Source organism: Humibacter sp. RRB41 (assembly GCF_022761015.1).
Taxonomy (GTDB): domain Bacteria; phylum Actinomycetota; class Actinomycetes; order Actinomycetales; family Microbacteriaceae; genus Humibacter.
In genome coordinates, this window is record NZ_JAKWJQ010000003.1 from 277771 (window position 1) to 301553 (window position 23783).

Below are 23783 nucleotides of genomic sequence, written 5' to 3' on the forward strand. Positions count from 1 at the left end.
CGACCGCCTGCTGGCGATCGGGGCTCCGTGAGTACAGCGACTACGACTTGCGCGAGCCGTCGAACAGGGCGCGGTTGGTGAGACCGGCGATCAGCGCGCCGACGATCGGCGCCAGGATCGTCACCCACACCTGTCCGATCGCGACCGGACCGCCGTAGATCGCGGTGGCAAGGGCGCGTGCCGGGTTGAACGATCCGTTCGACACCGGAATGCCGATCAGGGCGATCGTGGTCAGCGTGAGGCCGATGGCGAGCGGCGCGAAGCCGGCGGCGGCACGCGTGTGCGTCACACCGAGGATCACGTACAGGAAGAACGCGGTCGTCACGATCTCGAGGATGATCACCGACCAGATGCCGAATCCGCCGGGCGACAACTCGCCGTAACCGGTGGAGGCGCCCTTGAACTGCAGGGTCAGGAAGTCGCCCTTCGCTCCCTTTGCTCCGGAGAGGATCCAGAGCAGGATGCTCGACGCCACGATGCCGCCGACCAGCTGGGCGACGATGTAGCCGATCACGTCACGCCATGCGAACCGTCCGGCCGTTGCGAGACCGAGCGTGACCGCTGGGTTGAAGTGGCCGCCGGAGACCGGACCGAACGCATACGCGCCGATCACGACGGAGAGGCCGAGGGCGAGGGCTACGCCGAGGAACCCGACGTTCAGTCCGCCGTGGCCCCCGTTGAATCCTGCTGCGTAGATCGCCGTGCCTGCAACGGAGAACACCAGCAAGAACGTCCCGAACGCTTCCGCCGCGAGACGGGCGCCGAGCGACGGCGAGACGGTGGCGACCGGAGAGGCCGCCGCGGGAGTTGACTCAGACATCTTCACTTCCTTCAGGAATGATCGGCGGGAAGATTCCGCACGCTGATGCACGGCCCCGCGCCTATCTGTGACGCTAAGGGATTTCCCAGGTTCGAGCCACCCGATTTCCCAGCATGTCGCGGATGTGCGCATCCGCAGGCCTCAAAGGCGACCGGATGCCTTCAGCGCGATATACCTGTCGGCGAGCGCCGGCGGCAACTCGGCAGGTGGCGCGGTGACGACGTCGGCGCCGAGCTGGCGTGCCGCCGCCGCCACCCGGGATGCGTCGAGTAGTGCGCGCTCCGCCGCCGCGGCCGTGTACACCGATCCGACGTCAGCACGTTGCGCGGCCGCCTCGAGAACCGCGGGATCCGTCACGGTTGCGACGACCACCGTGTGCGAGCGCGTGAGCCCAGGGAGCGCGGCGAGCAGCCCGGCGGACGAGCCCGGAGTCGAGGCATCCGTCAGCAACACGACGAGCGCCCTGCGATGGGTGATCGCGCGCACCTGGGCGGCCACCGCTGTCCAGTCCGCCTCGATCAGCTGGGGCTGAACATCGGCCAGCGACGTCACCATGCGGGAGAGCAGGTCAGCACCCTTCGCGCCGACGACCCGTGCACGCACGCGCCTGTCGAACACGAGCACATCGATGCGGTCGCCGCCGTGGTCGGCCAGCGCCGCCAGCAGCAGGGCGGACTCGAACGCCGTGTCGATGCGAGGCTCGTCCGCGATGCGGGCGGCGGAGGTGCGTCCGCTGTCGATCACGATCACGACGCGTCGGTCGCGTTCCGGCCGCCAGGTGCGCACCATGATGCCGGAGCCGTCGTGCACCGACGCCGAGCTTCGCGCGGTGGCCCGCCAGTCGATCGAACGCACGTCGTCGCCGGTGACGTATTCCCGCAGCGAATCGAACTCGGTGCCCTGCCCTCGCACCATGACGGGCGTCGACCCGTCCAGCTCACGCAGCTGTGCGAGCCGCGACGGCAGGTGCTTGCGCGAGTGGAACGGCGGGAGAACCCGCAGCGCGCCCGGCGCCTCGAGGGCGACCTGACGCGACCACAAGCCGAGCGGCCCACGCGAGCGGAGCACCACGAAGCGCGTGCGCCGTGTGCCACGACGGGTGGGAGTCAGGGCGAACGTGAGCATCCTGCGTTCGCCGGCCGGGATGTCGAACGGCGACCGCGACGGTGCCGCCCCTGCTGAGGGCTGCCAGCCGTCGCGCAGGGTGCCGTGGAGCCTGCGACGCGAGGTGTTGGTGACGATGACGCCGCCGGCCACCGTCTCGCCGAGGCGCACGCGGGAGGGGAGCATCCGCTCGATCAGCACCGCGCGAGGAGCGGATGCCGCCACCAGGTCGATCACGCCAAGTGCGCAGGCGAACACCAGCCAGCACGCAAGCGCGACGTAGGCGCCGGGGATGGTCGCACCGAACACGACGACCGGCACCAGGCCGACTGCGAGAAGGGCGACGAAACGCCCGCTGATGGCCAACGCGCGTCCTAGAGCGGAACCTGCACCTGCTGCAGCACGGAGCGCAGGATGCCGTCGGCCGACACACCCTCCAGCTCCGCTTCCGGCTGCAGCTGCAGGCGGTGCCGCCAGGCGGGATGCGCCATGGCCTGCACGTGGTCGGGCGTGATGGCGTCGTAGCCTCCGAGCCAGGCGTACGCCTTCGCGGCGGCCAGCAACGCCGTCGCCCCGCGAGGGCTCACTCCGAGCCGCACGGACGGGCTCTGCCTGGTCGCCCGTGCGAGGTCGACGATGTAGGCCAGCAGGTCCGGTCGGGCGCCGACGGCGCGAACCTCGTCACGTGCGCGCAGGATGCCGGCTGAATCGAGCACCGGGTGAACGCCCGCCTTCTGCAGCGCGCGCGGGTCGAAACCCTCCGAGTGCCTGCGCAGCATCTCGAACTCCGCGTCGCGATCGGGCACGTCGAGCACGATCTTCAGCAGGAATCGGTCGAGCTGCGCTTCGGGCAGCGTGTAGGTGCCCTCGTATTCGATCGGGTTCTGGGTCGCGGCGACCAGGAACGGGTCGGGCAGTGCGATCGTCTCCCCGTCGGCGCTGACCTGCCGCTCTTCCATCGCCTCGAGCAGCGCGGCCTGCGTTTTGGGAGGCGTGCGGTTGATCTCGTCGGCGAGCAGGATGTTCGTGAACACCGGTCCGTTCCGGAAGACGAACTCCGCCGACCGTGCGTCGTAGACCACCGATCCCGTGATGTCGCCGGGCATCAGGTCGGGCGTGAACTGCACGCGCTTGGTGTCCAGCGTGAGTGCGGCGCTGAGCGCTCGCACGAGCAGGGTCTTCGCCACGCCGGGCACACCCTCGAGCAGCGCATGGCCGCCGGTGAGAAGGGTGACCAGCAGACCGGTGACCGCGCCGTCCTGCCCGACGACCGCCTTCGCCACCTCGACGCGCACCCGCCGGAACGCATCGCGGTCGGCCGTGGTCGCCTGCTCGCCCGCGGGAAATGCACTGCTCGGACCAGCACTGCTCGGATCGGTCATCGCCGTCTACTCCTTGTTCTTCGCTTGTCGTCACGTTCAGTGCAGTGGTGCACTGCTGCCACCGGGGCGTTCACCTGCGACGGCACGCCTCACGTCGTCTTCGAGGTCACGCAGGGCGGATGCCGAGGCGCGCAGGGCGGCATCCGTTGCCGGCGTCTCATCGAGCAGCAGATCGCGCACCTGGTGAACAGGCCGCTCAGTGAGCGCTGCGGCCGCTGCCACGATCTGATCGACGTGCGCCGAGGGTGGGAGCCCGCACAGAGCCCCGATGCGGTGCAGGGCTCCGAGGCGCAGCGCGTCGAGCGCGTGGGTTCTCGCCGCCGCCCGCCGATACAGCCTGGCCCTGCCGTGCATCGTCTCGCCGGCGCGCACGACGACGGGGAGGTCTTCGACCACGAGTGGCCCGAAGCGGCGTCCGCTCCATACTGCGGCAGCGACCACGACCGCGATCAGCAGCAGGATCGCCGGCGTCAGCCACCCCGGGGTGATCTCGGCGAGCGTCGGCGGTCCGGATGCCTGCACGTCGGCCTGCGACGGCAGGTACCAGACGAGCGTGCTGTCGCCTCCCAGTAGACCGACTGCCAGCGCCGCATTGCCGGCGAGGCCGATGTTGGCGTTGTCGAAGAGCTGAGAGCCGACGACCGTGACGGAATCCCCGGCATTGATGGTCTGCGCGAGCGCGAACGTCGAGCCCACTCGGAAGCACGGCGTCGCACCACCGCTGGTGCGGTAGGCCTGCCGCACGCCTGACAGCCTTCCAGCGTCCTGGGCGACGACCAGGCTGCACGACGGGCGGTCCGACGTCGTCGCCGTCGCACGGCCTGCCTGGTGGATGTCGGGCGCGATCGCGGAGAGGGTCTGGAACCCCGGGCCGACGGCGACCACATCCGAGCCGAGCCGGAGCACGGATTGCAGCTGGGCGGCATCCAACAGCCCGTTCGGGTCGGAGAGCATCACGGTGGTGTCGTCGGGGATGGATGCCGCCCGTCGCGCTTCCTGCAGGGTGCTCGCCGTCCGCACGTCGACCCCGTGCTGTTGCAGCACGCGGGCGAGCGCCTGCCCACCCTGCTGGCCGGGATTGTTCGCACCCATCGGATCGGTGGATGACGTCGCCAGCGACAACTGCACGGCCAGCGCGATGGCGACCCCCACCACGAGCACGGCGACCAGCACCAGCCAACCTCGGGCGCGACGCAGACTCTGCCGAGGTGTCCGCGTGAGCGGCGCACGAGGGACCGTCGTCGTCATCGCACCCGGCCCGATCCGATCGGGTCGGCAGTCGACGAGGTCGCATCGAGGCTTGCGGCATCGAGGTTCATCGCGTCGACGGTCAGGCCGTCGAGTCGGGGTCGTGCCGTGCGAAGCCCGTCGTCGAGCGACTTCAGCGCGGCGTAGTCCTCGGCGTCGGCGGCGCGGCCGAGGTAGCGCACACCGTCGAAGAGAAGGGCGGCCTCGTGCAGCCGTGCCGCGAACTCCGGCAACGCGACAGCGGCGAGCACGGCGACCTCCTGAGCCGTGGTCCCCGGCAGCACGATCACGATCGTGCGTTCGGCGAGGGCGCGCGAGATCGCGCGAAAGAGATCGAGCACCGCGGCGTCGTAACGGCCCTCACGCGCGGCGGTCGCGGCATCCCGGCGCAGTTCCGGCACGCCGCGGGGGTCGTCATCGTCGAAGACGACCGGTGCGGCGCGTCGTCGCCTCAGTCTCGGCAGGCCGAAGATCGCGAACGCCCCGATGATCAGGGCTGCTAAGAGGGCAATGCCGACGGCGGCGATGATCCAGCCGGCGCCGCTTCCCACGTGGAATCCGAGCGAGTCGAACCAGTCGGAGATCTGCTGCGCCAGCCGATCGAACCAGGTCGGCTTCGCCGCCTGATATTCGGGCTTCGCGAGCTCCTGGCGCAGCCAGTGCTGCGCGGTCGGCCCGTCTGGCGTCAGGGGCGGTGCATCGAACGGCACGCCGAAGAGTGTCGCGTGGAACGGAGTCACGGCGCTCCCCGATAGGGGGGAACTCCGCGCCAGGCCGGTGGTGCGGCCTGCCATGCTGCTGGCTCGTGTCGCGGCGTCGCGAACGGGTCGGAAGCATCCTGTCGGCCGGCAGCACGATCGTCGACGGTCCGCCGCAGGTCCGCATCGAGGCCCTCGTGGCGCATGCGCAGGTCGAGGTAGATGGTCGTGGTCGCCGCCGATTCGATCACCGACGTGATCGAGCCGACCAGGGTGCTGACGATCAGCGAAATGCCGTAGTAGACGATCGTGACCGTGATCGAGGCCTGCGACTGCAACGATCCGGTCGGATCGATGACGGCGAGCACGATGGTGAAGATCACCTGCAGCGGAACGCTGATCACGGCGCTGGCCGCCGAGCAGATCACCACGACGAGCGCGATCGTGCCGAACGTGCGCCAGAACGATCGATTCGTCAGCCGCCAGGAGCGGGCGATGCCGGCCATGATGCCGGTGCGCTCCACGATGATCACGCTCGGCGTGAGAGCGGTCTTGGTGCCGATCCACACCCACAGAACGATCAGGCCGAGGCCCGCCAGAACCGAGAACAGCACTGTCGCCGGCACGGAACCGGCGAGCGATGACAGTACGGCCGCCACAACGACGAGCACGATGGATGCCGTCCCCGCGGCCGCGAGCAGCACCGTCCAGCCGATCAGGCGCCAGCGTCTGCCCCTGGTGGCCCGCCACAGACCGCGAAGCGTCAACTTCTCGCCGAGGGCGCCGTGCGACACCTCCGAGGCGACGAGTCCCTGCACGAGCGCCGTGCCGATCAGCGAGATCGCGACGGTCACGAGGAACGCGGCGATCAGGATGGCGATGCTGCCGGCCGCTATGGCCTGCGTCGTCTCTGCCGTCGTCCCCTCTGCGGCCGCGATGCGCGTCACGGCGAAGGCCGCTGTCGCACCGATCAGCACCACACTCGCGAGCGTCGCGATCAGCTGCACGAGCAGCGATCCGCCGACCGTGGCGCGCGGATTGTGCCGCAGCACCCGGAACGGGGTGCCGAGCAGCGTGCCGAAGGGAAGGGGGCGCAGAGGGAACAGTCCCGGCTTCGGCGGCGGTGTCCACCCGCCGGGCCGCTGCCAGGGTCCGGACGGTTGCCCCGGCGCGCCGGTCTGCCACGAAGGCTGTTGCTGCCACGCCGGTTGCTGCCAAGCGGGCTGTTGCCAGCCGGGCTGCTGCCAGACCGGTTGCTGCCAGGCATCCTGTGCCGCTGGTGGTGCCCACGCCTCTGGTGCCGTCCACTGCGGCGTGCCCTCTGCGCTGCCGTCTGTGCCTCGCTGCGGAGTGACGTCGTCCTGGCCGAGGTTGTCGCTCACCGCTGCCTTTCCGCCGTCCAACGTCATCGATGCCCGGCGCGGGACCCTTCGGCGCAGATGTCCGGGTCGCACCATCCTGACACACTGGGCGGGACACACCTCGATCGTGAGCGCCGGGTCCTCTCGAGCCTGTCGACTACTCTTGTGCCATGGTCTCGCCTGCGTGGTCGTCTGCCGTGGGCGCTGAAGAAGAATCAGGACTCCGAACAGTCATGAGTGCACGCATCCTGGTCGTCGACGATGACACCGCGCTTGCCGAGATGATCGGCATCGTGTTGCGCACGGAAGGATTCGAACCGAGCTTCTGCGCAGACGGGGCGATTGCGATCGACGCGTTCCACGCGAGCAAGCCCGACCTCGTGTTGCTCGATCTGATGCTGCCAGGCATGGACGGTATCGAGGTGTGTGCGCGCATCAGGGCCGAGTCCGGCATCCCGATCATCATGCTCACCGCGAAGTCCGACACGGCGGATGTCGTCAAGGGCCTCGAGTCCGGTGCAGACGACTACATGGTCAAGCCGTTCAACCCGAAGGAGCTCGTCGCTCGCATCCGCACCCGGCTCCGCCCGGCGTCGGCGTCGCCGGCGGCCGAGACGCTGCGGGTCGGCGACCTCGAGATCGACGTGGCGGCGCATGAGGTGCGGCGAGGCGACGAGCGCATCAACCTGACGCCTCTGGAGTTCGACCTGCTCATCGCGCTCGCGGCCAAGCCGCAGCAGGTGTTCACGAGGGAGATGCTCCTCGAGCAGGTGTGGGGCTACCACTACAAGGCCGACACGAGACTCGTCAACGTGCACGTGCAGCGGCTTCGGGCGAAGGTGGAAGACGACCCGGACAACCCGAAGATCGTGATGACCGTGCGCGGTGTCGGCTACCGCGCCGGCGCCACGCCCTGACGGGAGCACTGACCCGATGTTCCTGGGCGTCGACTGGCGACGATGGCGGGAGTGGCCCGGCCGCTTCGCACACGTGTGGCGCACGTCGCTGCAGTTCCGCACCGTGCTCTCGACGGTGGCTCTGACGGGTGCTGCCGTGCTGATCGCCGGGTTGCTCGTGTCGTTCATCGTCGGCAACGACCTCTACCAGTCGCGCCTCGACCAGGCGTATCACGACGCGACGAGGGCGACGACGGATGCCCAGAAGAAGCTGGATGCCTCAGACGCCACCGATCCCGAGGCCATCGACAACCTGTTCCTTCAGGTCTTCGGCGATGTGAAGAACTCCACGACCACCGGTCTGGTCGCCTCGTTCCGGGTGCCGGGTCAGGGCATCGACTCAGCGGCCCCCGTGGGCGTCTCCACGTTCGGATCGGGCAAGGATGTCATCACCTCGTCCCTGCGCAAGGCTGTGCAGTCGTCGCCGCACGCCGTGTTCGCCCAGTCCGTCGCGCTCCCTTCGGGCGACGGTGCGACGCACCCCGGCATCGTCGTCGGCTCGCAGTTGCAGTTGGCGACGGCCGGCCGCTACGAGTTGTACATCGGCTACGACCTGTCGGATTCCGAACAGACCCTGCTGTTCGTGCAGCGCACTCTGCTCGTCACCGGGCTGGCACTGCTGCTGCTGATCGCGGCGATCACCTATCTGGTGGTGCGTCTCGTGGTCAACCCGATCAGGATCGCGGCGCAGACCAGCCGACGTCTGGCGGAGGGCGATCTGGAGGTGCGCATGCCGATCGCCAACGAAGACGCCTTCGCGACGCTCGCCAGATCGTTCAACGGCATGGCGGATGCCCTGCAACGCCAGATCACCCAGCTCGCCACCCTCTCGCAACTGCAGCAGCGCTTCGTGAGCGATGTCTCCCACGAGTTGCGCACGCCGCTCACCACCATCCGGCTCGCGGGAGACGTCATCTACGACCAGCGCGAGGACTTCCCACCGGCCACAGCGCGTACCGCCGAGCTGTTGCACGCCCAGATCGACAGGTTCGACACGTTGCTCTCCGATCTGCTCGAGATCAGCAGGTACGACGCGGGATCCGTGGTGCTCGAGCCCGAACCGACGAACCTGGTGCGGCTGGCGGAGGACGCCGTCGAAGACATGAGGCCGCTCGCCACGAGCAAGGGGTCGGAGCTCCGGTTGGAGGCTCCCGGCGGCTACTTCGAGGTCGACATGGATGCCCGAAGAGTGCGTCGCGTGCTCCGCAACCTGCTCGGCAACGCCATCGAGCACGGGGAGGGGCGGCCGGTGGTCGTGGTCGTCGACAGCAACCAGTCGGCCGTCGCACTGGCCGTGCGCGACTACGGCCTCGGCATGAGCGAGCACGAGGTCGACCACGTGTTCGACAGGTTCTGGCGGGCCGACCCCTCGCGCAAGCGCACGATCGGCGGAACGGGACTGGGCCTGGCGATCTCGCTCGAAGACGCGACCCAGCATGACGGATGGCTCGACGTCTGGTCGAGCCCCGGCGCGGGCTCGAGCTTCCGGCTCACTCTGCCCAGGGAGCTCGGCGAGCCGATCCTCACCTCTCCCGTGCCGCTGCCGCCACAGGATGCTCCGGTCGACGCAGACGGCCGCGCCGTCGGTCACGAGCTCAGCGGCGGGCTGCGCGGCACGCCGGAGACGGAAGACCGCTCCCGCGGCTCGAAGGGCCGGAGCGACAGGGCGCGCGAGAAGCGGGACGCTGCTCGTGGTCGTCGCCCGCAGGACCGCCGTGGCCACGGTGATGGGCGCGGCGCTGAGGGACGCGAGGGGACGGTGTCGTCGCGATGAGCTTGGGCAAGAGGGTGAAGGACGCCGGCGTGCGTATCGTCAGGCAGCGCGGGCGGCTGGGGGCGGCATCCGTTGCTGCGCTCGCCGTCGTCGCGCTGATCGCCGGATGCGCCCAGATCCCGCGCACCAGCGCCGTGAAAGAGGTCGGAACGCTCAGCTCGCAGAACGACAGTCTTGGACAGGTCGACTTCCTTCCGAGCGAGCCGCAGGACGGCGCGTCGCAGGAGCAGATCCTCAGCGGGTTCATTCAGGCAGCCGTGTCTCCGCAGGGCGACTACGCGATCGCGCGCGACTTCCTGAGCACGAGCTTCAGCGGCAAATGGAATCCGGATGCCTCCGTCACGGTCGACACCGGCTCCCGCGATTTCGAAACCGTCACCCCGACGCAGTGGCGCGTCACGATCACGCCGACGGCGTTCGTCGACGCCGACGGCAGCTACCGGCGGGCCGAGTCGTCGACCGGCATCCAGCAGCAGTACTCGTTCGTCAAAGTGAAGGGGGAGTGGCGCATCTCGAAAGCGCCGAACGGGGTCGTCATCGACAGCTCGCGCTTCACCAGCGTGTTCGCGCCGCACTCGCTGTACTTCTTCAGTCCCGATCTCGCCTATCTGGTGCCAGACGAGCGCTGGTTCCCCGACTCGCCTGCTTCGCTGCAGACCCGTGTGGTCAAGGAGCTGGTGCAGGGGCCGGCGTCGTGGCTCGGTGGAGCCTACGTTTCGGCGTTCCCCCAGGGCTCGCAGCTCACGTCCGACTCCGTCACGGTCACGAGCGGGCAGGCCAACGTCGACCTCAACAGCACCGCGGGAGTCGTGAGCGCCGCCACGCTGGCGCGCATGCAGCTCCAGCTCTCCGAGTCCCTGTCGTCTGTCGCGGGCATCACCGACGTTCGCATCTCGATCGAAGGTGCGCAGCTGCCTTCGCCGAGCCCGCTGTCGACGACGCCCATTCAGGACCCGTCTGTCGACTCCAACGCCCTCGTTCTCCGCGCCGGCAAGTTCGGGCTGCTCTCGGGAACGACAGTCACGGAGATTCCCGCTGTGTCGGCCAAGGTCGAGCCCCTCGCGCCGCGCGCCGCGACGCTCTCGGCCGACCACAAAACGGCGGTCGTCCTCGGAACGAATGCCAGTTATCTCGTGAAGGCCGGTGCCGACGATCCTTCGACTTTCGACACCCGCGCGGGACGGGTCGCGCCCACTCTGGACCCCCAGGGGTACGCATGGAGCGCGACGTCATCGAAGCCGTCCGACTTCATCGTGCTCGGCCAGACCGGCGCGGCGTTCACTGTCTCTGCAGCCTGGCCAGATGCGAAGTCCCTGATCGCAGTGGCGATGTCGCGTGACGGAACGCGACTCGCGGCGCTTGTGCGCACCGGCAGCACCACCGACCTCATGATCGCCGGCGTCGTGCGCTCCTCGAACGGGCGCCCCGACAGTGTCGCCACGCCGATCGATCTCGGACCGGTGGAGGGTGGCAAGGCGACCTCGCTGACCTGGCTGAGTGATCTCACGATCGGCGCGCTGACCACGGGCTCCGCTTCAGACAGCACGGTCAACATTCAGACCATCGGCGGCGAGAACGACGTCGAGCCGGGGCCTGCAGCCGGGGCATCCATCGGTCCGGTGGGAGCGAGCCCGTACTACTGGGTGCTCACCTCGGCGGGGTCGCTCCAGTGGCCCCGCGGAACCGGATGGCAGCAACGCGTCGACGGCGTGCAGTTCATAGGGCAGCAGCTCGGCAAGCCGGAATAGCCGGCAGAATCATCCTCCCGTCCCCACAACACGCGTGCGCCGAGGTTCACACAACGGAGCGATGACGCGGGGCTTCGCGCCGCCGCGGGCGACAGGATGCCTGCATGCCGTTCCCTTCCGCCGGCTCGCTCCCCGGCGCCATCCCTTCTGCTCTTCGCTCGGCCGTGCTCGACGCCGTGGCGATCCTCGCTCCGACGAACTGCAGCGGCTGCGGAGCTGCCGACCGCACGCTGTGCCAGTCCTGCGTCGCCGCGCTCCGGCCCGCCGTGGCGACGCTCGATCTCGATGGACTCGTCGTCGCCTTCGCGCACCGTTACGACGGAGTAGTGCGATCCGTGCTCGCTTCCTACAAGGACGGAGGGCGAACGGATGCCGCATCCCGGCTCGCTCCCTCCCTTTCCGCGGCGATCGACGTCGCTCTGCAAGCGGTGGGGCCGTCGTCCGCTCCTGTGCGCCTCGTCACGATCCCGTCGTCTCTGGCTGCGTTCCGCGATCGTGGATACTCCCCGGTCGAGCTGCTCTTGAAGCACTGCGGACTGCGCGCCGAACGTGCGCTGCGAGCGAGCAGGCACGCGGAAGATCAGGCCGGCTTGTCGGCGGAATCCCGGCGGCTGAACCGGGCGGGATGGCTCGAGGCACGAAGCCGTTTCGCGGGAGAGCCTGTGGTTCTCGTCGACGACATCCTCACAACGGGAAGCACTCTTCTCGAAGCCCGTCGTGCGCTCGAAGAAGCCGGCGCCGTCGTGGTTTCGGCCGCCGTGCTGGCACACACGCCGAAAAGAATCGGCGACGACGTGCGCATCACAACCGCACTTTCCCGACGCACAAGTGAACGCTCAGAAGACGGCTGGTGACATCCACAAGTCGCCGGTCTACGGTAGGGGAAAAGGTGTCGGTATCGCGGCCCTTACCGTTAGGCCGACGACCGCACCGGAAGCAGGGGGTCGCCATGGACATCAACATCTTCGGGCTCGGCGTGGGCATCACCGATCGCTTCCGAGAGTATGCGACGGAGAAGGCAGCCAAGGTCGGTTCGCTCGCTGAGCGAGCTCTCTCGCTGGAGATCAAAGTCTCGCGGCACAACGAGAAGTCCGGAGGTCAGAACGGCGACGATCGGGTGGAGTTGACCCTCGTCGGTCCCGGTCCCGTTGTTCGTGCTGAAGCCACGGCCTCAGACAAATACGCGGCCTTCGATCTTGCGATCGGGCGATTGCTGGAACGGGTACGTCGCGCCAAAGATCGCCGCAAGATCCATCGCGGCCAGCACAGACCGCCGTCGGTGCGTGAGGCGTCCACCGTCGGACTCGGCAGGGTCGACGTCACTCCTGCACCCGTTACCGTGCTCGAACAGGTGCGAACGGGAGCCGTCCCCGTGGTCGAGCCCGCGCCGAAGGCCGACGAGGCAGAGGAGTACTGCCCGGTCGTGATCCGCAAGAAGGTCTTCGCGTCGGTGCCCATGACCGTGGACGACGCTCTGTACTACATGGAGCTCGTCGGACACGACTTCTATCTGTTCATCGACGAGGAGTCGAACCGCCCGTCGGTGGTCTATCGCCGCAAGGGCTGGGACTACGGCGTGATCTCTCTCGACGAAGACGCCGAAGAGCTCCAGGAGGTGGCGACGGCGTCGCGCAAGCTGGGTCGCGCCTAGCGCTGCAGGTGCGCGCGACAGCCCCGAGGAGGTGGAATTCCCGACTCCTCGGGGCTGTGTTCGTCAGGAGCGGACGTTCAGCAGCCGTCCGGCATACACAGGTCACAGCCCGGTAACATGAGTGACGTTGTCGACCCGCGGTCGGCACCCGTCCGCCCGGACGACGGATGCCTGTGGGCGTCCCCTACGAACCTTGATGGAGTGCATCAGTGGCCTCAGTTCTCGAAAGGGTCCTGCGTGTCGGCGAGGGCCGCACGCTCAAGCGGCTCGAAGCGCACGCGCGCGCTGTCAACGCGCTCGAGGAAGACTTCCAAGGTCTCAGTGACGAGGAACTGCGGAACGAGACCACCGAGTTGCGCGAACGGTACGGCAACGGCGAATCGCTTGACGATCTGCTTCCCGAGGCGTTCGCGGCGGTGCGCGAGGCATCCGTTCGCACGCTCGGCATGCGTCACTTCGACGTGCAGATCATGGGCGGCGCCGCCCTTCACCTCGGCAACATCGCCGAGATGAAGACCGGTGAAGGAAAGACGCTGGTCGCCACGACCGCCGCCTACCTGAACGCCATCGCCAGCCGTGGTGTGCACATCATCACCACCAACGACTACCTGGCCAGTTACCAGGGCGAGCTGATGGGCCGCGTGTTCCGTGCGCTCGGCATGACCACCGGCGTGATCATCGCAGGCCAGACGCCCGACGAGCGGCGCGAGCAGTACTTGGCCGACATCACGTACGGCACCAACAACGAGTTCGGGTTCGACTACCTGCGCGACAACATGGCGTGGCAGGCATCCGACATGGTGCAGCGCGGTCACTTCTTCGCCATCGTCGACGAGGTCGACTCGATCCTCATCGACGAGGCTCGCACCCCGCTGATCATCTCCGGTCCCTCGAGCGGAGAAGCGAACCGCTGGTTCAACGAGTTCGCGCGCCTTGCCACTCGCCTCGTGGTAGACGAGGACTACGAGGTCGACGAGAAGAAGCGCACCGTCGGCGTGCTCGAGTCCGGAATCACCAAGGTCGAGGACTACCTCGGCATCGACAACCTCTACGAATCCGCGAACACCCCACTGATCTCGTTCTTGAACAACGCCATCAAGGCGAACGCGCTGTTCAAGCGCGACAAGGACTACGTGGTGATGAACGACGAGGTGCTCATCGTCGACGAGCACACCGGGCGCATTCTGGTCGGCCGCCGCTACAACGAGGGCATCCACCAGGCCATCGAGGCCAAGGAGGGCGTGCCCGTCAAGGCGGAGAACCAGACACTCGCCACGGTCACCCTGCAGAACTACTTCCGGCTCTACAAGAAGCTCTCCGGCATGACCGGTACCGCCGAGACCGAGGCGGCGGAGTTCATGTCCACCTACAAGATCGGCGTCGTGCCGATCCCCACGAACAAGCCGATGATCCGCAAGGACATGTCCGACCTCGTCTACAAGAACGAGGAGGCCAAGTTCCTCCAGGTGGCAGAAGACATCGTCGAGCGCAACAAGAAGGGCCAGCCCGTTCTGGTCGGCACCACGAGTGTGGAGAAGAGCGAATACCTCTCCCGTCTGCTGGCGAAGAAGGGTGTTCGCCACGAGGTGCTGAACGCGAAGAACCACGCACGTGAGGCCGCGATCGTCGCTCAGGCGGGCCGCCTCGGCGCCGTCACCGTCGCGACGAACATGGCCGGTCGTGGAACCGACATCATGCTCGGCGGCAACGCCGAGTTCATCGCGGTCGCGGAGATGAACGCCCGCGGTCTCAGCCCGGTCGAGACTCCCGAGGAGTACGAAGCCGAGTGGGATGCCGTCTACGAGCAGGTCAAGGAGGCCGTCGACGAAGAGGCTCACAAGGTCGTCGACGTCGGCGGACTTTACGTGCTCGGCACGGAGCGTCACGAGTCTCGCCGCATCGACAACCAGTTGCGCGGACGCTCGGGTCGTCAGGGCGACCCGGGGGAGAGCCGGTTCTACCTCTCGCTGACCGACGATCTGATGCGACTCTTCAACGCCGGTGCTGCTGAGAGCCTGATGGGCCGCAGCAACGTGCCGGACGACCTGGCGATCGAGTCGAAGGTGGTGAGTCGCGCCATCCGCTCCGCCCAGTCGCAGGTGGAGGGGCGCAACGCCGAGATCCGCAAGAACGTGCTCAAATACGACGACGTTCTGAACCGCCAGCGCGAGGCGATCTACAGCGACCGCCGGCACATCCTCGAGGGTGACGACCTGCACGAGCGCGTGCAGAAGTTCCTCGAAGACGTGATCACCGAGGTGATCGACCAGCACACGTCCGAATCCAGCGCCGACGATTGGGACTTCGACGCTCTCTGGGCGGACCTCAAGCTGCTGTACCCGGTCGACGTCTCGATCGACGAGGTCATCGCCGAGGTCGGCAACAAGGGCCGCGTCAACCGCGAGTTCATGACCCGCGAGATCCTGTCGGATGCCCGCCTCGCCTACGAGCGCCGTGAGGACCAGCTGGGATCTCCCGCCATGCGCGAGCTCGAGCGCCGCGTCGTGCTGTCGGTGATCGACCGTCGCTGGCGCGACCACCTCTACGAGATGGACTACCTCAAAGATGGCATCGGCCTGCGAGCCATGGCGCAGCGCGACCCGCTGGTCGAGTACCAGCGCGAGGGCTTCGCCATGTACCAGCAGATGATGGGCGCCATTCGCGAGGAGTCGGTCGGGTTCCTGTTCAACCTCGAAGTCGAGGTCACCCAGGCCGCCGGCGAGATCACCGAGGTGGAGGCCAAGGGCCTGGAGCCGGCGGCGAACGAGCAGCAGCGGCTCAGCTACTCCGCTCCGAGCGACGACGGCAGCATCGAGGTGCGCAACCAGCGCGGCCAGGTCGAGCGTGCGGCGACGGAGCGTGCCGAGCGTGCTCGCCAGCGCCAGATCACGGCCCAGGAGCAAGCTGTCGCGCAGCAGCAGGGCGCCCAGCAAGCGCAGACCGCTCAGCGCGGCGCATTCGGACAGCGATCGGATGCCGCACCCGAGCCGCAGAACCGCGCAGAGCGTCGAGCCCAGGAGCGTCGCCGCCACTGACCTCGCGGCGCGGACCCGCGCCGCGAACTCGCGTGGATCGAGTCACCACGTCACTGTCCGCGGCCAGTTTGAGCAACCGCAGCCACTTATGTTGGCTGTGATTGCTCAAACGGGCTGCGGGGTGCGGGGTGTGCGGTGCGGATGCAACGCTCGGGCCATGCACACCCGTCTCGGGATCGTAGGCCGCTCGTCGAGGCGGCGGCGTGTACGGCACCGAACCCAGCCATCTCGATTACCCGACGGCGGCGCGCCGGGCGGGGACCGGCGCGCTGAAGAACGCAGCCCGGCGCGCATCTCGCAACGTGGGCCGCTCCGCGAGGCGGCGGCGTGTACGGCGCCGAACCCAGCCATCTCGATTACCCGACGGCGGCGCGCCGGGCGGGGACCGGCGCGCTAAAGAACACTGATGGCCGAGGCGCGCCAGCGGCGGTCGAGCCCTTCGAGACGGATGGCCACCGCGCGCACCCGCACCGGGTTGCGCACGATCACGGTCGCTTCGACCACGCCGTCACGCGGTTCGCTGATGTGCGTGCTCAGCACGGTGAGCGCGGGTCGTGCAGCGGCGACGCCCTTCACGCGCCGCGCACGCTCGGCCAGCACCGTGCGGTGCAGCAGTGTCGCGTAGACCTCGTCGGTGACCCAGCGTTGAGCTGTTCGAGGTCCCGAGCCCCGGCGAGCACCTCGAGAATGCATCTCGCGAGGTTCGTCACCAGCGGTTCGGGATCGGGCAGGTCGGAGCGACGGGCCGGCTGCGCGAGAAAGAAGTCCTCATCGACCCGTCTTCGCCCCTCGACATGCTCCGCCGAATCCGGGCCGCGCGGCGGCGGCGTCTCCGTGGTCGAGTGCTGCGGTAGCGACGACACCTGGTTCATCGGGGGCTCCCTGCGGTCGGGTGCGGGGAAAGGCGGGCCGAGTACCCCGCCTTCGGGGGTGTTTGGCAAGTCACTCAACCAGTGGTCAGACAACCAGGTCCACGGCGTTCGTGCCCTGTTGAGAACGGCTCGAGCCTGTGCGCGTGAACGGCTATCGTGAGCCCTCATGCGCTGGGACAACCTGTTCGCCGACCTCGAAGGCCAGCTCGAACACGAGCTCGGTGCAGAGGACCTCGAGCTGCGTGTCGAGGAGGAACGGCTGCGTCTCGGCAGGCTTTCGCTTCGGGACAGGATGCGTGCGGTCTCCGACCCCGGCGACGATCGCGCCGCGCCGTTGCTGCTCTGGCTCGCGGACGGCAGCGCCGTGCGGCTCCGCCCAGCCACATTCGGCCGGGACTGGGTGTCGGGCGAGCTTGTCGGGGACGCGGCGCAGGGCGTCGAGGCGGCACGGGCATCCGCTCGCGCGCTGGTGCCGCTCGACGCCGTCGCGTCGATCAGTCTCACGGAGGCTCAGGTCGCTCCCAGTCTTGAGGGAACGGGGGAGCAGGATCGTGCCCCGGATGCCGCGCCGCGCCTGATCGATCGCCTCGGCCTCGCGTTTCCCCTTCGCGACCTCGCACGCAGACGCAGTGCGGTGACCGTGACCACCCTCGCGGGCGACCTGCACGGGACGATCGACCGGGTGGCGAGAGATCACGTCGATCTGGCACTGCACGAGCCGGGAGCGCCGCGACGGGCAGCGAACGTGCGGGGCATCCGCATCGTGCCGATGACGGCGGTCGTGCTCGTGCGAATCTGAGGCGTTGGCGCAGATATTCGGACGTGGATGTTCGCATGCGCGGATGTTCTGATGCGCGGATGCGGAGCGGTCAGTGCCCGTCCGGCCAGATCACGCGCCCGCCAGACAGCTCGGGGATCGCCGCCAGATCGGACTGCTCCCACTGCGCTCGCCTGCGCGTCTCTTCGTACATCGCCTCGATGTACGCCTCGAGTTCGACACGCTCGATGCGCCACGCGCCGGGCCGCCCGACGCGGATCGCGGGAAGCTCGCCCGTCTCGATGAGGCCGACGACATCGGTCGGCGCCACGCTGAGAACCTCCGCAGCGTCGGCGACGGTGAGAAAGCGCGTCACATCGTCCTGGCGGTCGGCGGTCATGGATCCGATTATCGTCGGATGCCCGCAGCGGCCCCGCGCGTGTGGATAACTTTCATACGAGTTGCTCAGGAACGGCAGCATGGTGCTCACGCCCCGACGGGATCACGAATAGGGCGGGCGAATCCAAGGAGGACCATGAGCACGGCGAACGGTGCGCGGCAGAGGCGTTTCTGGGTGGATCCGAGGTTCGCCGTCGGCATTCTGCTGATCGTGGCATCCGTCGTCGGGGTGTGCGTGCTGCTTGCCGCCCAGAACCGCAGCGTCGAGGTGTACGTGGCCCGCAGCACGCTGGTCGCAGGCGATCACGTGCGTGCCGGCGACCTCGAACTGGCGAGCGTACGGGTGCCTTCTGCGTCGGATGTCTACCTCACCCGTGCAGCGATGCCGAAGGATGCCGTCGTTGTGCGTTCCGTTCCGAAGGGTGAGCTCGTGCCGGCGGCCGCGGTCAGCGAGAGAACGGATGCCGCGCTCACCAGTGTGGTCGTGAAGGCGTCGGGACCCGTTGCGGCGGCCGTCACCGACGGAGCAGTCGTCGACGTGTGGGCGGCACATGGTTCCGATGACAAGGACTACCGGCCGCCCACGGTCCTTGTTCCGGGTGCAGTGGTCGTGTCGTTCGCGCATGACGACGCGCTCGTGGCCGATCGCGCGACCGTGTCGATCGAGGTGCGCATGCCGTCGAGCCGGGTGGCCGCGGTGTTGCAAGCCATCGCCGACGGCCAGGCGCTCTCCGTGGTGCCCGCGAGCCCCGACTCCGGTGTTGCCGCATCCTCGGATGCGAGCGAAGACGACGGTGACGGGAGCGATGTCGACGCAACGCCCGCGACGCCGATACCGACGCCGACACCGACTGCTTCGCGCTCCGACGGCAGCCGATCGGGGAGCGGCAAGTGAGCATCCTGGCGCTCTGCCTTGACAGGCGCACGCAAGATCGCGTCGCGGCCGAGGCGACGGCATCCGGCCATGTCGTCGCACTCCGCACCGAGACGGCACGTGAACTCGTCACCGCGCTGGCGGCGCGCAGCGTGGACGTCGCGGTGATCGGCGCCGCGAAGGGCAGGCTCACCGCTGAGGTCGTTGCGACGTGCGACAGATCGGGCGTTCGGCTCGTGGTGCTCGCGGCGTCGGAGTCCGAACGGCGTCACGCGCTCTCGCTCGGCGTTCACGACGCGCTGGATGCCGCGTCCGACTGGGACGCCCTCGAGCCGTCCCTGCGCGGCGTTCCCGTAGTGCCGCCGCGGGCCGGCGGACCCGTCGGCTCCGAGGATGCCGCGCGCGTCGTCGCCGTCTGGGGTCCAGCGGGCGCGCCAGGACGAACATCGTTCGCGATCACGATGGCCGCGGAGCTCGCCGCGCTCGGGCACAGCGTGGTGCTGGCCGATGCGGATCCGTACGGGGGTGCAATCGCACCCGCGCTCGGGCTGCTCGACGAGGCGCCGGGGTTCGCGGCGACGTGCCGGCTGGCGGCATCCGACTCCTTGACCCACGACGAGCTCACCAGAGTGGCGCAGCGGTACTCGAGCCCGCGCGGTGCGTTCTGGGTGCTCACCGGCATCGGTCGTGCTGCGCGCTGGCCCGAACTGACGACCGATCGCGTGGAACGGGTGCTCGCGGCCTGTCGAACCTGGGCGGACTACACCGTGGTCGACGTGGGGTTCAGCCTCGAGACCGACGAGGAGATCACGAGCGACCTGTTCGCGCCGCGACGCAATGCGGCGACCCTGGCGGCTCTGCGTGGATCCGACGACGTCGTCGCGGTGGGCGCTGCGGACCCCGTCGGGCTGTCGAGACTGCTGCGGGCACTCGGCGATCTGGCGGATGCCGCGCCCGACACTCGCGCGCACGTCATCGTCAACCGCGTGCGGGCATCCGCCGTCGGAGCTGGACCGTTCGCGCAGGTGTCGTCGACACTGGCGCGCTTCGGCAGCGTCGAGGCGGCAGCGCTGGTCCCCGACGACCCAGCGGCGTTCGACCTGGCCGTGCTCACGGGGCGCACCCTGAGGGATGCCGCGCCCAAGTCGCCGGCACGCGCCGCCCTTCTGCGGTTCATCGAATGGGAGCTCGCGCCGGCGGCAGAGCCGCGCGTGGGGCGACGCAGACACGTGGCGAGAGCGCGGGTGGTCGCGGGAGCGGGATGAAGGTGATCTCGGCCGCCGTCGAGGCGTTGATCGATGCCCACTCGAGCTTGGCGACCATTTCCGCCAGGATGACCGGTATGCAAGAGGTCGAGGTCGTCGTCGCCCACAGCCAGCGTGCAAAGCTGCGCGTCGGCGACATGTTCCTGAAGATCGACGGCGATCCGGCGCACGCCGACGTCGAGGTGCAAGCGATGGCCATGGCGCCGGTACCGACCCCGGCGATCCTGTGGCGTGAGCCGCCTGTGCTCGCGATCTCTGCCGTGCACGGTGAGGCGCTCGGCGTGCTCGGCGAACCGTCGGCCGCGTCGTCCGCGGCATGGGCCGCGACGGGTGCTGCCATACGGAGACTGCACGATGCACCGTTGCCACCGTGGCCGGGGCGCAGCCTCGACGATGTGGCGGCGGAGCTCGACCGCGAGTGCGCGTGGCTTCTCGCCAACGCCGTTCTGCCCGCTGAGGTGGTCCGGCGCAACCGCGAGATCGCGGAGGCCGCGCTCCAGCCGTGGAAACCGGTGTTCATTCACGGAGACCTGCAGATCACCCATATCTTCGTCGACGGCGACGAGGTCACCGGCGTCATCGACTGGTCGGAGGCAGCCCCGGGCGATGCCATGTTCGACCTCGCCATCCTGACTCTCGGCCACGAGGAGCGCCTGGACGACCTGCTTGCCGGTTACGGCCCTGACGCGGACCGGAACGTGATCCGCGCCTGGTGGTCGCTGCGCAGCCTGGTCGCGTCGCACTGGCTGATCGAGCACGGCTTCGATCCGGATGCTCCGGGCTGCGAATTCGACGTGCTCAGATCCCGGATGCACGAGCTCTAGGGGCGTTCAGTCACCTGGTGCCGGGCATCCTCGGAACGGGCCGGCTCCAGCCTTGCTGCCGGCGCTCGTCCGCTCAGCCGTGCCGGTTCGCAGTGACAGCCTCTTGCACGAGCCGGCGAAGCGCGCTGTCGTCGATCAGAGATTCCTCGAAGAAGTCGATCGCCCTGACCGAGCTGCTGTCCAGCCGTGAGTTGAAGAGCTTCGTCGGATCATCCAGCCGCGCACCCTTGGGGAAGGTCAGCCGTACCGCGCTCTTCAGAAGATCCGCCATGCAGATGTTGCCTTGACACACCCACGTGGCGACGCCCTCCGGTTTGGAGGGCTTCCTCCACTTGATCTCCTCGACGATGTCCGTCTCGGCGCTGACGATGACACGACGAAGTTCGGCGAGCGTCACAGCGCGCCACCCGCCGATGTTGGCGATGATCGCATCGATCTGTTTAGCCGCGGATGCTTCGTCAGCGCTCATGGAATCATCATCGTCCTTCGCCGCTTCGCTGCAAGCCTCACAAGAGCACAGACGTGTCGAAACACATGTGCGACGTTCGACGAAGTTATGAGAGACGAAGTTATGAGAATGGGGAGGCGCACAGCGTGGAGATCGGTCAAGTTCTGCTTCATGTCGACGACCTTGAGAGGGCGACGGCGTTCTACGAGTCGTTCACGCGTACCCCACCTGTGTTCCGGGTGGGATCAGAGGGACCGGTCTTCTTCCAGCTCGAGGGAGTTCGACTCGTGCTCGACCGAGACGCACCGTCGACGTCTCTGTTCTACGTGAAGGCGCGCGACATCCACGCGACGACCGAGCGCCTGCGAGCTCAGGGCGTCTCGATCGCCACGGAACCGTACGTGTATTTCCAGCGGGTGGAGGCCGCGGCCGGTCCGGCTGGCACGGTGGAGTGGCGCGCGCTCCTGCGTGACTCAGAAGGCAATCTCGTCGGTCTCATCGAACACCAGCCTGCTGCGGAATGACGGTCGACACCGTCGAAAGCGGGCGCGGTCGCGACGACAGAGTGAAGCCTGTGCGTGATCCTAGACTTGTGTGATGTCCACGCTGAGTGATCTCGTCGTCGCGCACGGCCGTTCGACGCCCGAAGACATCGAGTGGTTGCATCTGCTTGTGGGCGACTGCCAGTTGCTTGCGGACCTTGCCTTCGCCGACATCGTGCTGTGGGTTCCGACCGATGACGGATTCATCGCGGTCGCGCACTCGCGTCCGTCGAGCGCAGCCACCCTGTTCTACCGCGACTTCGTCGGCCAGCAGATCCGCGCGGAGTGGCGTGGGCTCGCGACGGAGGCGTTCGAGGCCGGAACGATCGTCGATTCGCACGCACCGGACTGGTACGAAGAGATGCCGACCAGGGTGCGGGCGGTGCCTGTTTTCCGCCGGGTGTCGGCATCCACCGCGCAAGTTGTTCCACGTCCGATCGCGGTGATGACGCGGCACAGCAATCTCAGCGAGGCGCGAACGCCGAGCCGTCAGGAACTCACATTCAACGCGTGCGCGAACGACCTCTTCGGCATGATCGCCACCGGTGACTTTCCCGATCTGGGGGCGCCGTCGGGGCCACGCAGGGGCGCGCCGCGGGCGTCCGACGGTCTTCTCCGATTGGATGTCGACGGCGTCACCACGTTCGCCAGCCCCAACGCACTGTCTGCGTTCAATCGCATGGGCTTCACCGAGGAACTCGAGGGAGAGTCGCTCGCCGAGGTGACGACGAGGCTGCTCACCGACAATTCGGTCGTCGACGAGTCATTGCCGCTCGTGGTCACCGGCCGCGCGCCATGGCGCACCGATATCGAGGCGCGGGGCGTAACCGTGTCGTTGCGCACCATCCCGATCCGCACGCACGGCGAACGCACCGGCGCGATCGTGCTGTGTCGCGATGTGACCGAGATGCGCCATCAGGAGCAGGAGCTGATCACCAAGGACGCGACCATTCGCGAGATCCACCACCGGGTGAAGAACAACTTGCAGACCGTGGCGTCGCTGCTGCGCATCCAGGCGCGGCGCACGCACTCCGAAGAGGCGAGGGAAGCGCTCGGTCAGGCCATGCGGCGGGTGTCGGCCATCGCCGTGGTGCACGACACCCTGTCGGAGGGACTGGCGCAGATCGTCGATTTCGACGACGTGTTCGCCCGGGTGCTGCTGCTCGTGGCAGAAGTCGCCAGCGCGCACAACACGACCGCGCATCCGAAATCGTCAGGCAGCTTCGGCGAACTGCCGAGCGAGTACGCGACGCCGTTGGCGCTCGCGCTCACGGAACTCGTCACGAACGCCGTCGAACACGGCCTGGCCGGCCGATCGGGCGAGGTCGAGATCATCGCGCATCGTTCGCCCGACACCCTCACCGTGAAGGTGAAGGACAACGGCTCCGGCCTGCCGGAGGGCAAGGTCGGCGACGGACTCGGCACGCAGATCGTGCGCACGCTCATCCAGGGCGAATTGAGCGGAACGATCGACTGGCACACGCTGGTCGGCACGGGCACCGAGGTGACCATCGAGGTACCGCTGCGCTATCTGCGCAAGGCATAGCGAGCGGATGCCCTCGGGTCGTTCGTCGCCATGGCGCCCGTACCCGCGCTCATCCGCCTCAGATGGCGGGTGAAGGTCTTATCGACCCGCCTTCATCGACGGATGAACGAGCGGGGAGTTGGTTCGGACGCGGCGATGGACCGCCGCGGAGCGAGATGCCTAGGAGGCGCGGCGAGCTCGCGCGGCGCGACGCTTGAGCGCGCGGCGCTCGTCTTCGGAAAGGCCACCCCAGACGCCGGAATCCTGTCCGGTCTCGAGTGCGTACTGCAGGCACGTTTCGGTCACGGTGCACCGAGCACAGACCATCTTGGCCTTCTCGATCTGGTCGACTGCCGGCCCCGTGTTGCCTACCGGGAAGAAGAGTTCCGGGTCGGCTGTCAGGCAGGCGGCTTTGTCGCGCCAATCCATGAGGGTGCTCCTTTATTGCTTGCGTCGCTAGACGGCGTGCATGACCGAACGGTCAATGATCGGGTAAGCAT

The 23783-nt window shown here is 68.1% G+C and carries 22 protein-coding genes; 12 read left to right on the forward strand and 10 right to left on the reverse strand.

The genetic code is table 11. The features are described 5' to 3' along the window. Positions 1–40 precede the first annotated feature (40 nt). The 6 genes from MJ603_RS09920 to MJ603_RS09945 form a co-directional block, all read right to left on the reverse strand. On the reverse strand, positions 41–820 hold the full coding sequence (locus tag MJ603_RS09920) for an aquaporin (RefSeq protein ID WP_243063552.1): 780 nt from the start codon (positions 818–820) through the stop codon (positions 41–43). Between the two features lie 141 nt (positions 821–961). Continuing rightward, a complete protein-coding gene (locus MJ603_RS09925; protein WP_243063553.1) occupies positions 962–2290 on the reverse strand; it encodes a DUF58 domain-containing protein in 1329 nt (442 codons plus the stop codon). An 8-nt stretch (positions 2291–2298) separates the two neighbouring features. Further along, complete coding sequence (locus MJ603_RS09930; protein ID WP_243063554.1) at positions 2299–3306, reverse strand: MoxR family ATPase; 1008 nt, start codon at positions 3304–3306, stop codon at positions 2299–2301. A 36-nt stretch (positions 3307–3342) separates the two neighbouring features. Further along, complete coding sequence (locus MJ603_RS09935; RefSeq protein ID WP_243063555.1) at positions 3343–4479, reverse strand: DUF4350 domain-containing protein; 1137 nt, start codon at positions 4477–4479, stop codon at positions 3343–3345. A 71-nt stretch (positions 4480–4550) separates the two neighbouring features. After that, positions 4551–5294 (reverse strand): DUF4129 domain-containing protein, encoded by a 744-nt coding sequence (locus MJ603_RS09940; RefSeq protein ID WP_243063556.1) that lies wholly within the window; start codon positions 5292–5294, stop codon positions 4551–4553. Beyond that, a complete protein-coding gene (locus MJ603_RS09945) occupies positions 5291–6634 on the reverse strand; it encodes a hypothetical protein (protein ID WP_243063557.1) in 1344 nt (447 codons plus the stop codon). The genes MJ603_RS09940 and MJ603_RS09945 overlap by 4 nt, the downstream gene beginning before the upstream one ends. A 212-nt stretch (positions 6635–6846) precedes the next feature. Between MJ603_RS09945 and mtrA the strand changes: the two genes are divergently transcribed. From mtrA to secA, 6 genes are all read left to right on the forward strand, one after another. Next, a complete protein-coding gene (gene mtrA / locus MJ603_RS09950; RefSeq protein WP_243063558.1) occupies positions 6847–7530 on the forward strand; it encodes an MtrAB system response regulator MtrA in 684 nt (227 codons plus the stop codon). A 16-nt stretch (positions 7531–7546) separates the two neighbouring features. Then, complete coding sequence (mtrB, locus tag MJ603_RS09955; RefSeq protein WP_243063559.1) at positions 7547–9343, forward strand: MtrAB system histidine kinase MtrB; 1797 nt, start codon at positions 7547–7549, stop codon at positions 9341–9343. After that, positions 9340–11091, forward strand: a complete 1752-nt coding sequence (locus MJ603_RS09960) for a GerMN domain-containing protein (RefSeq protein WP_243063560.1) — start codon at positions 9340–9342, stop codon at positions 11089–11091. Before mtrB ends, MJ603_RS09960 begins: the two co-directional genes overlap by 4 nt. A gap of 104 nt (positions 11092–11195) precedes the next feature. Continuing rightward, a complete protein-coding gene (locus tag MJ603_RS09965; protein ID WP_243063561.1) occupies positions 11196–11945 on the forward strand; it encodes a ComF family protein in 750 nt (249 codons plus the stop codon). Between the two features lie 95 nt (positions 11946–12040). Beyond that, positions 12041–12742 (forward strand): ribosome hibernation-promoting factor, HPF/YfiA family, encoded by a 702-nt coding sequence (gene hpf, locus MJ603_RS09970; RefSeq protein ID WP_243063562.1) that lies wholly within the window; start codon positions 12041–12043, stop codon positions 12740–12742. A gap of 209 nt (positions 12743–12951) precedes the next feature. Beyond that, on the forward strand, positions 12952–15777 hold the full coding sequence (gene secA, locus MJ603_RS09975) for a preprotein translocase subunit SecA (RefSeq protein WP_243063563.1): 2826 nt from the start codon (positions 12952–12954) through the stop codon (positions 15775–15777). 393 nt (positions 15778–16170) lie between these two features. Here secA and MJ603_RS09980 read toward each other — a convergent pair whose 3' ends face one another. Beyond that, the gene (locus MJ603_RS09980) at positions 16171–16470 is read right to left on the reverse strand and encodes an Rv3235 family protein (RefSeq protein ID WP_243063564.1); all 300 of its coding nucleotides are present in this window, start codon (positions 16468–16470) and stop codon (positions 16171–16173) included. A gap of 345 nt (positions 16471–16815) precedes the next feature. Between MJ603_RS09980 and MJ603_RS09985 the strand changes: the two genes are divergently transcribed. Then, positions 16816–17448 carry a hypothetical protein gene (locus MJ603_RS09985; RefSeq protein WP_243063565.1) on the forward strand — a complete coding sequence of 211 codons (633 nt, stop codon included), beginning with the start codon at positions 16816–16818 and terminating at the stop codon, positions 17446–17448. Positions 17449–17518: 70 nt separating this feature from the next. Here MJ603_RS09985 and MJ603_RS09990 read toward each other — a convergent pair whose 3' ends face one another. After that, positions 17519–17806, reverse strand: coding sequence for a helix-turn-helix domain-containing protein (locus tag MJ603_RS09990; RefSeq protein ID WP_243063566.1), 288 nt, complete (start codon positions 17804–17806; stop codon positions 17519–17521). 135 nt (positions 17807–17941) lie between these two features. On the opposite strand from MJ603_RS09990, the gene MJ603_RS09995 reads away from it, so the two are divergent. From MJ603_RS09995 to MJ603_RS10005, 3 genes are read left to right on the forward strand one after another with little or no spacing between them, the layout of a single operon-like run. Beyond that, complete coding sequence (locus tag MJ603_RS09995; protein WP_243063567.1) at positions 17942–18700, forward strand: SAF domain-containing protein; 759 nt, start codon at positions 17942–17944, stop codon at positions 18698–18700. After that, a complete protein-coding gene (locus tag MJ603_RS10000) occupies positions 18697–19944 on the forward strand; it encodes a regulator (protein ID WP_243063568.1) in 1248 nt (415 codons plus the stop codon). Before MJ603_RS09995 ends, MJ603_RS10000 begins: the two co-directional genes overlap by 4 nt. After that, the gene (locus MJ603_RS10005; protein WP_243063569.1) at positions 19941–20768 is read left to right on the forward strand and encodes a phosphotransferase family protein; all 828 of its coding nucleotides are present in this window, start codon (positions 19941–19943) and stop codon (positions 20766–20768) included. The genes MJ603_RS10000 and MJ603_RS10005 overlap by 4 nt, the downstream gene beginning before the upstream one ends. Before the next feature lie 73 nt (positions 20769–20841). Here the strand turns inward: MJ603_RS10005 and MJ603_RS10010 are convergent, their stop codons facing one another. Beyond that, positions 20842–21237, reverse strand: coding sequence for a DUF1801 domain-containing protein (locus MJ603_RS10010; RefSeq protein WP_243063570.1), 396 nt, complete (start codon positions 21235–21237; stop codon positions 20842–20844). A 125-nt stretch (positions 21238–21362) separates the two neighbouring features. Here MJ603_RS10010 and MJ603_RS10015 point away from each other — a divergent pair, with 125 nt between their 5' ends. Together MJ603_RS10015 and MJ603_RS10020 are read left to right on the forward strand one after the other, a co-directional pair. After that, positions 21363–21740: a VOC family protein gene (locus MJ603_RS10015; RefSeq protein ID WP_243063571.1), complete on the forward strand. Its 378-nt coding sequence runs from the start codon at positions 21363–21365 to the stop codon at positions 21738–21740. A gap of 73 nt (positions 21741–21813) precedes the next feature. Beyond that, entirely contained in the window at positions 21814–23304 is a 1491-nt protein-coding gene (locus MJ603_RS10020) for a sensor histidine kinase (protein ID WP_243063572.1), read from the forward strand. Positions 23305–23463: 159 nt separating this feature from the next. Here the strand turns inward: MJ603_RS10020 and MJ603_RS10025 are convergent, their stop codons facing one another. Beyond that, positions 23464–23712, reverse strand: coding sequence for a WhiB family transcriptional regulator (locus MJ603_RS10025; protein WP_243063573.1), 249 nt, complete (start codon positions 23710–23712; stop codon positions 23464–23466). Positions 23713–23783 lie beyond the last annotated feature (71 nt).

Excerpts from the sequence above, each read along its gene's own strand:
- MJ603_RS09920 (WP_243063552.1), bottom strand. The coding sequence starts at position 820 with ATGTCTGAGTCAACTCCCGCGGCGGCCTCTCCGGTCGCCACCGTCTCG.
- MJ603_RS09930 (WP_243063554.1), bottom strand. The coding sequence starts at position 3,306 with ATGACCGATCCGAGCAGTGCTGGTCCGAGCAGTGCATTTCCCGCGGGC.
- mtrA (WP_243063558.1), top strand. The coding sequence starts at position 6,847 with ATGAGTGCACGCATCCTGGTCGTCGACGATGACACCGCGCTTGCCGAG.
- mtrB (WP_243063559.1), top strand. The coding sequence starts at position 7,547 with ATGTTCCTGGGCGTCGACTGGCGACGATGGCGGGAGTGGCCCGGCCGC.
- MJ603_RS09960 (WP_243063560.1), top strand. The coding sequence starts at position 9,340 with ATGAGCTTGGGCAAGAGGGTGAAGGACGCCGGCGTGCGTATCGTCAGG.
- MJ603_RS09965 (WP_243063561.1), top strand. The coding sequence starts at position 11,196 with ATGCCGTTCCCTTCCGCCGGCTCGCTCCCCGGCGCCATCCCTTCTGCT.
- hpf (WP_243063562.1), top strand. The coding sequence starts at position 12,041 with ATGGACATCAACATCTTCGGGCTCGGCGTGGGCATCACCGATCGCTTC.
- MJ603_RS09980 (WP_243063564.1), bottom strand. The coding sequence starts at position 16,470 with ATGCATTCTCGAGGTGCTCGCCGGGGCTCGGGACCTCGAACAGCTCAA.
- MJ603_RS09985 (WP_243063565.1), top strand. The coding sequence starts at position 16,816 with ATGCGCTGGGACAACCTGTTCGCCGACCTCGAAGGCCAGCTCGAACAC.
- MJ603_RS09990 (WP_243063566.1), bottom strand. The coding sequence starts at position 17,806 with ATGACCGCCGACCGCCAGGACGATGTGACGCGCTTTCTCACCGTCGCC.
- MJ603_RS09995 (WP_243063567.1), top strand. The coding sequence starts at position 17,942 with ATGAGCACGGCGAACGGTGCGCGGCAGAGGCGTTTCTGGGTGGATCCG.
- MJ603_RS10005 (WP_243063569.1), top strand. The coding sequence starts at position 19,941 with ATGAAGGTGATCTCGGCCGCCGTCGAGGCGTTGATCGATGCCCACTCG.
- MJ603_RS10010 (WP_243063570.1), bottom strand. The coding sequence starts at position 21,237 with ATGAGCGCTGACGAAGCATCCGCGGCTAAACAGATCGATGCGATCATC.
- MJ603_RS10020 (WP_243063572.1), top strand. The coding sequence starts at position 21,814 with ATGTCCACGCTGAGTGATCTCGTCGTCGCGCACGGCCGTTCGACGCCC.
- MJ603_RS10025 (WP_243063573.1), bottom strand. The coding sequence starts at position 23,712 with ATGGATTGGCGCGACAAAGCCGCCTGCCTGACAGCCGACCCGGAACTC.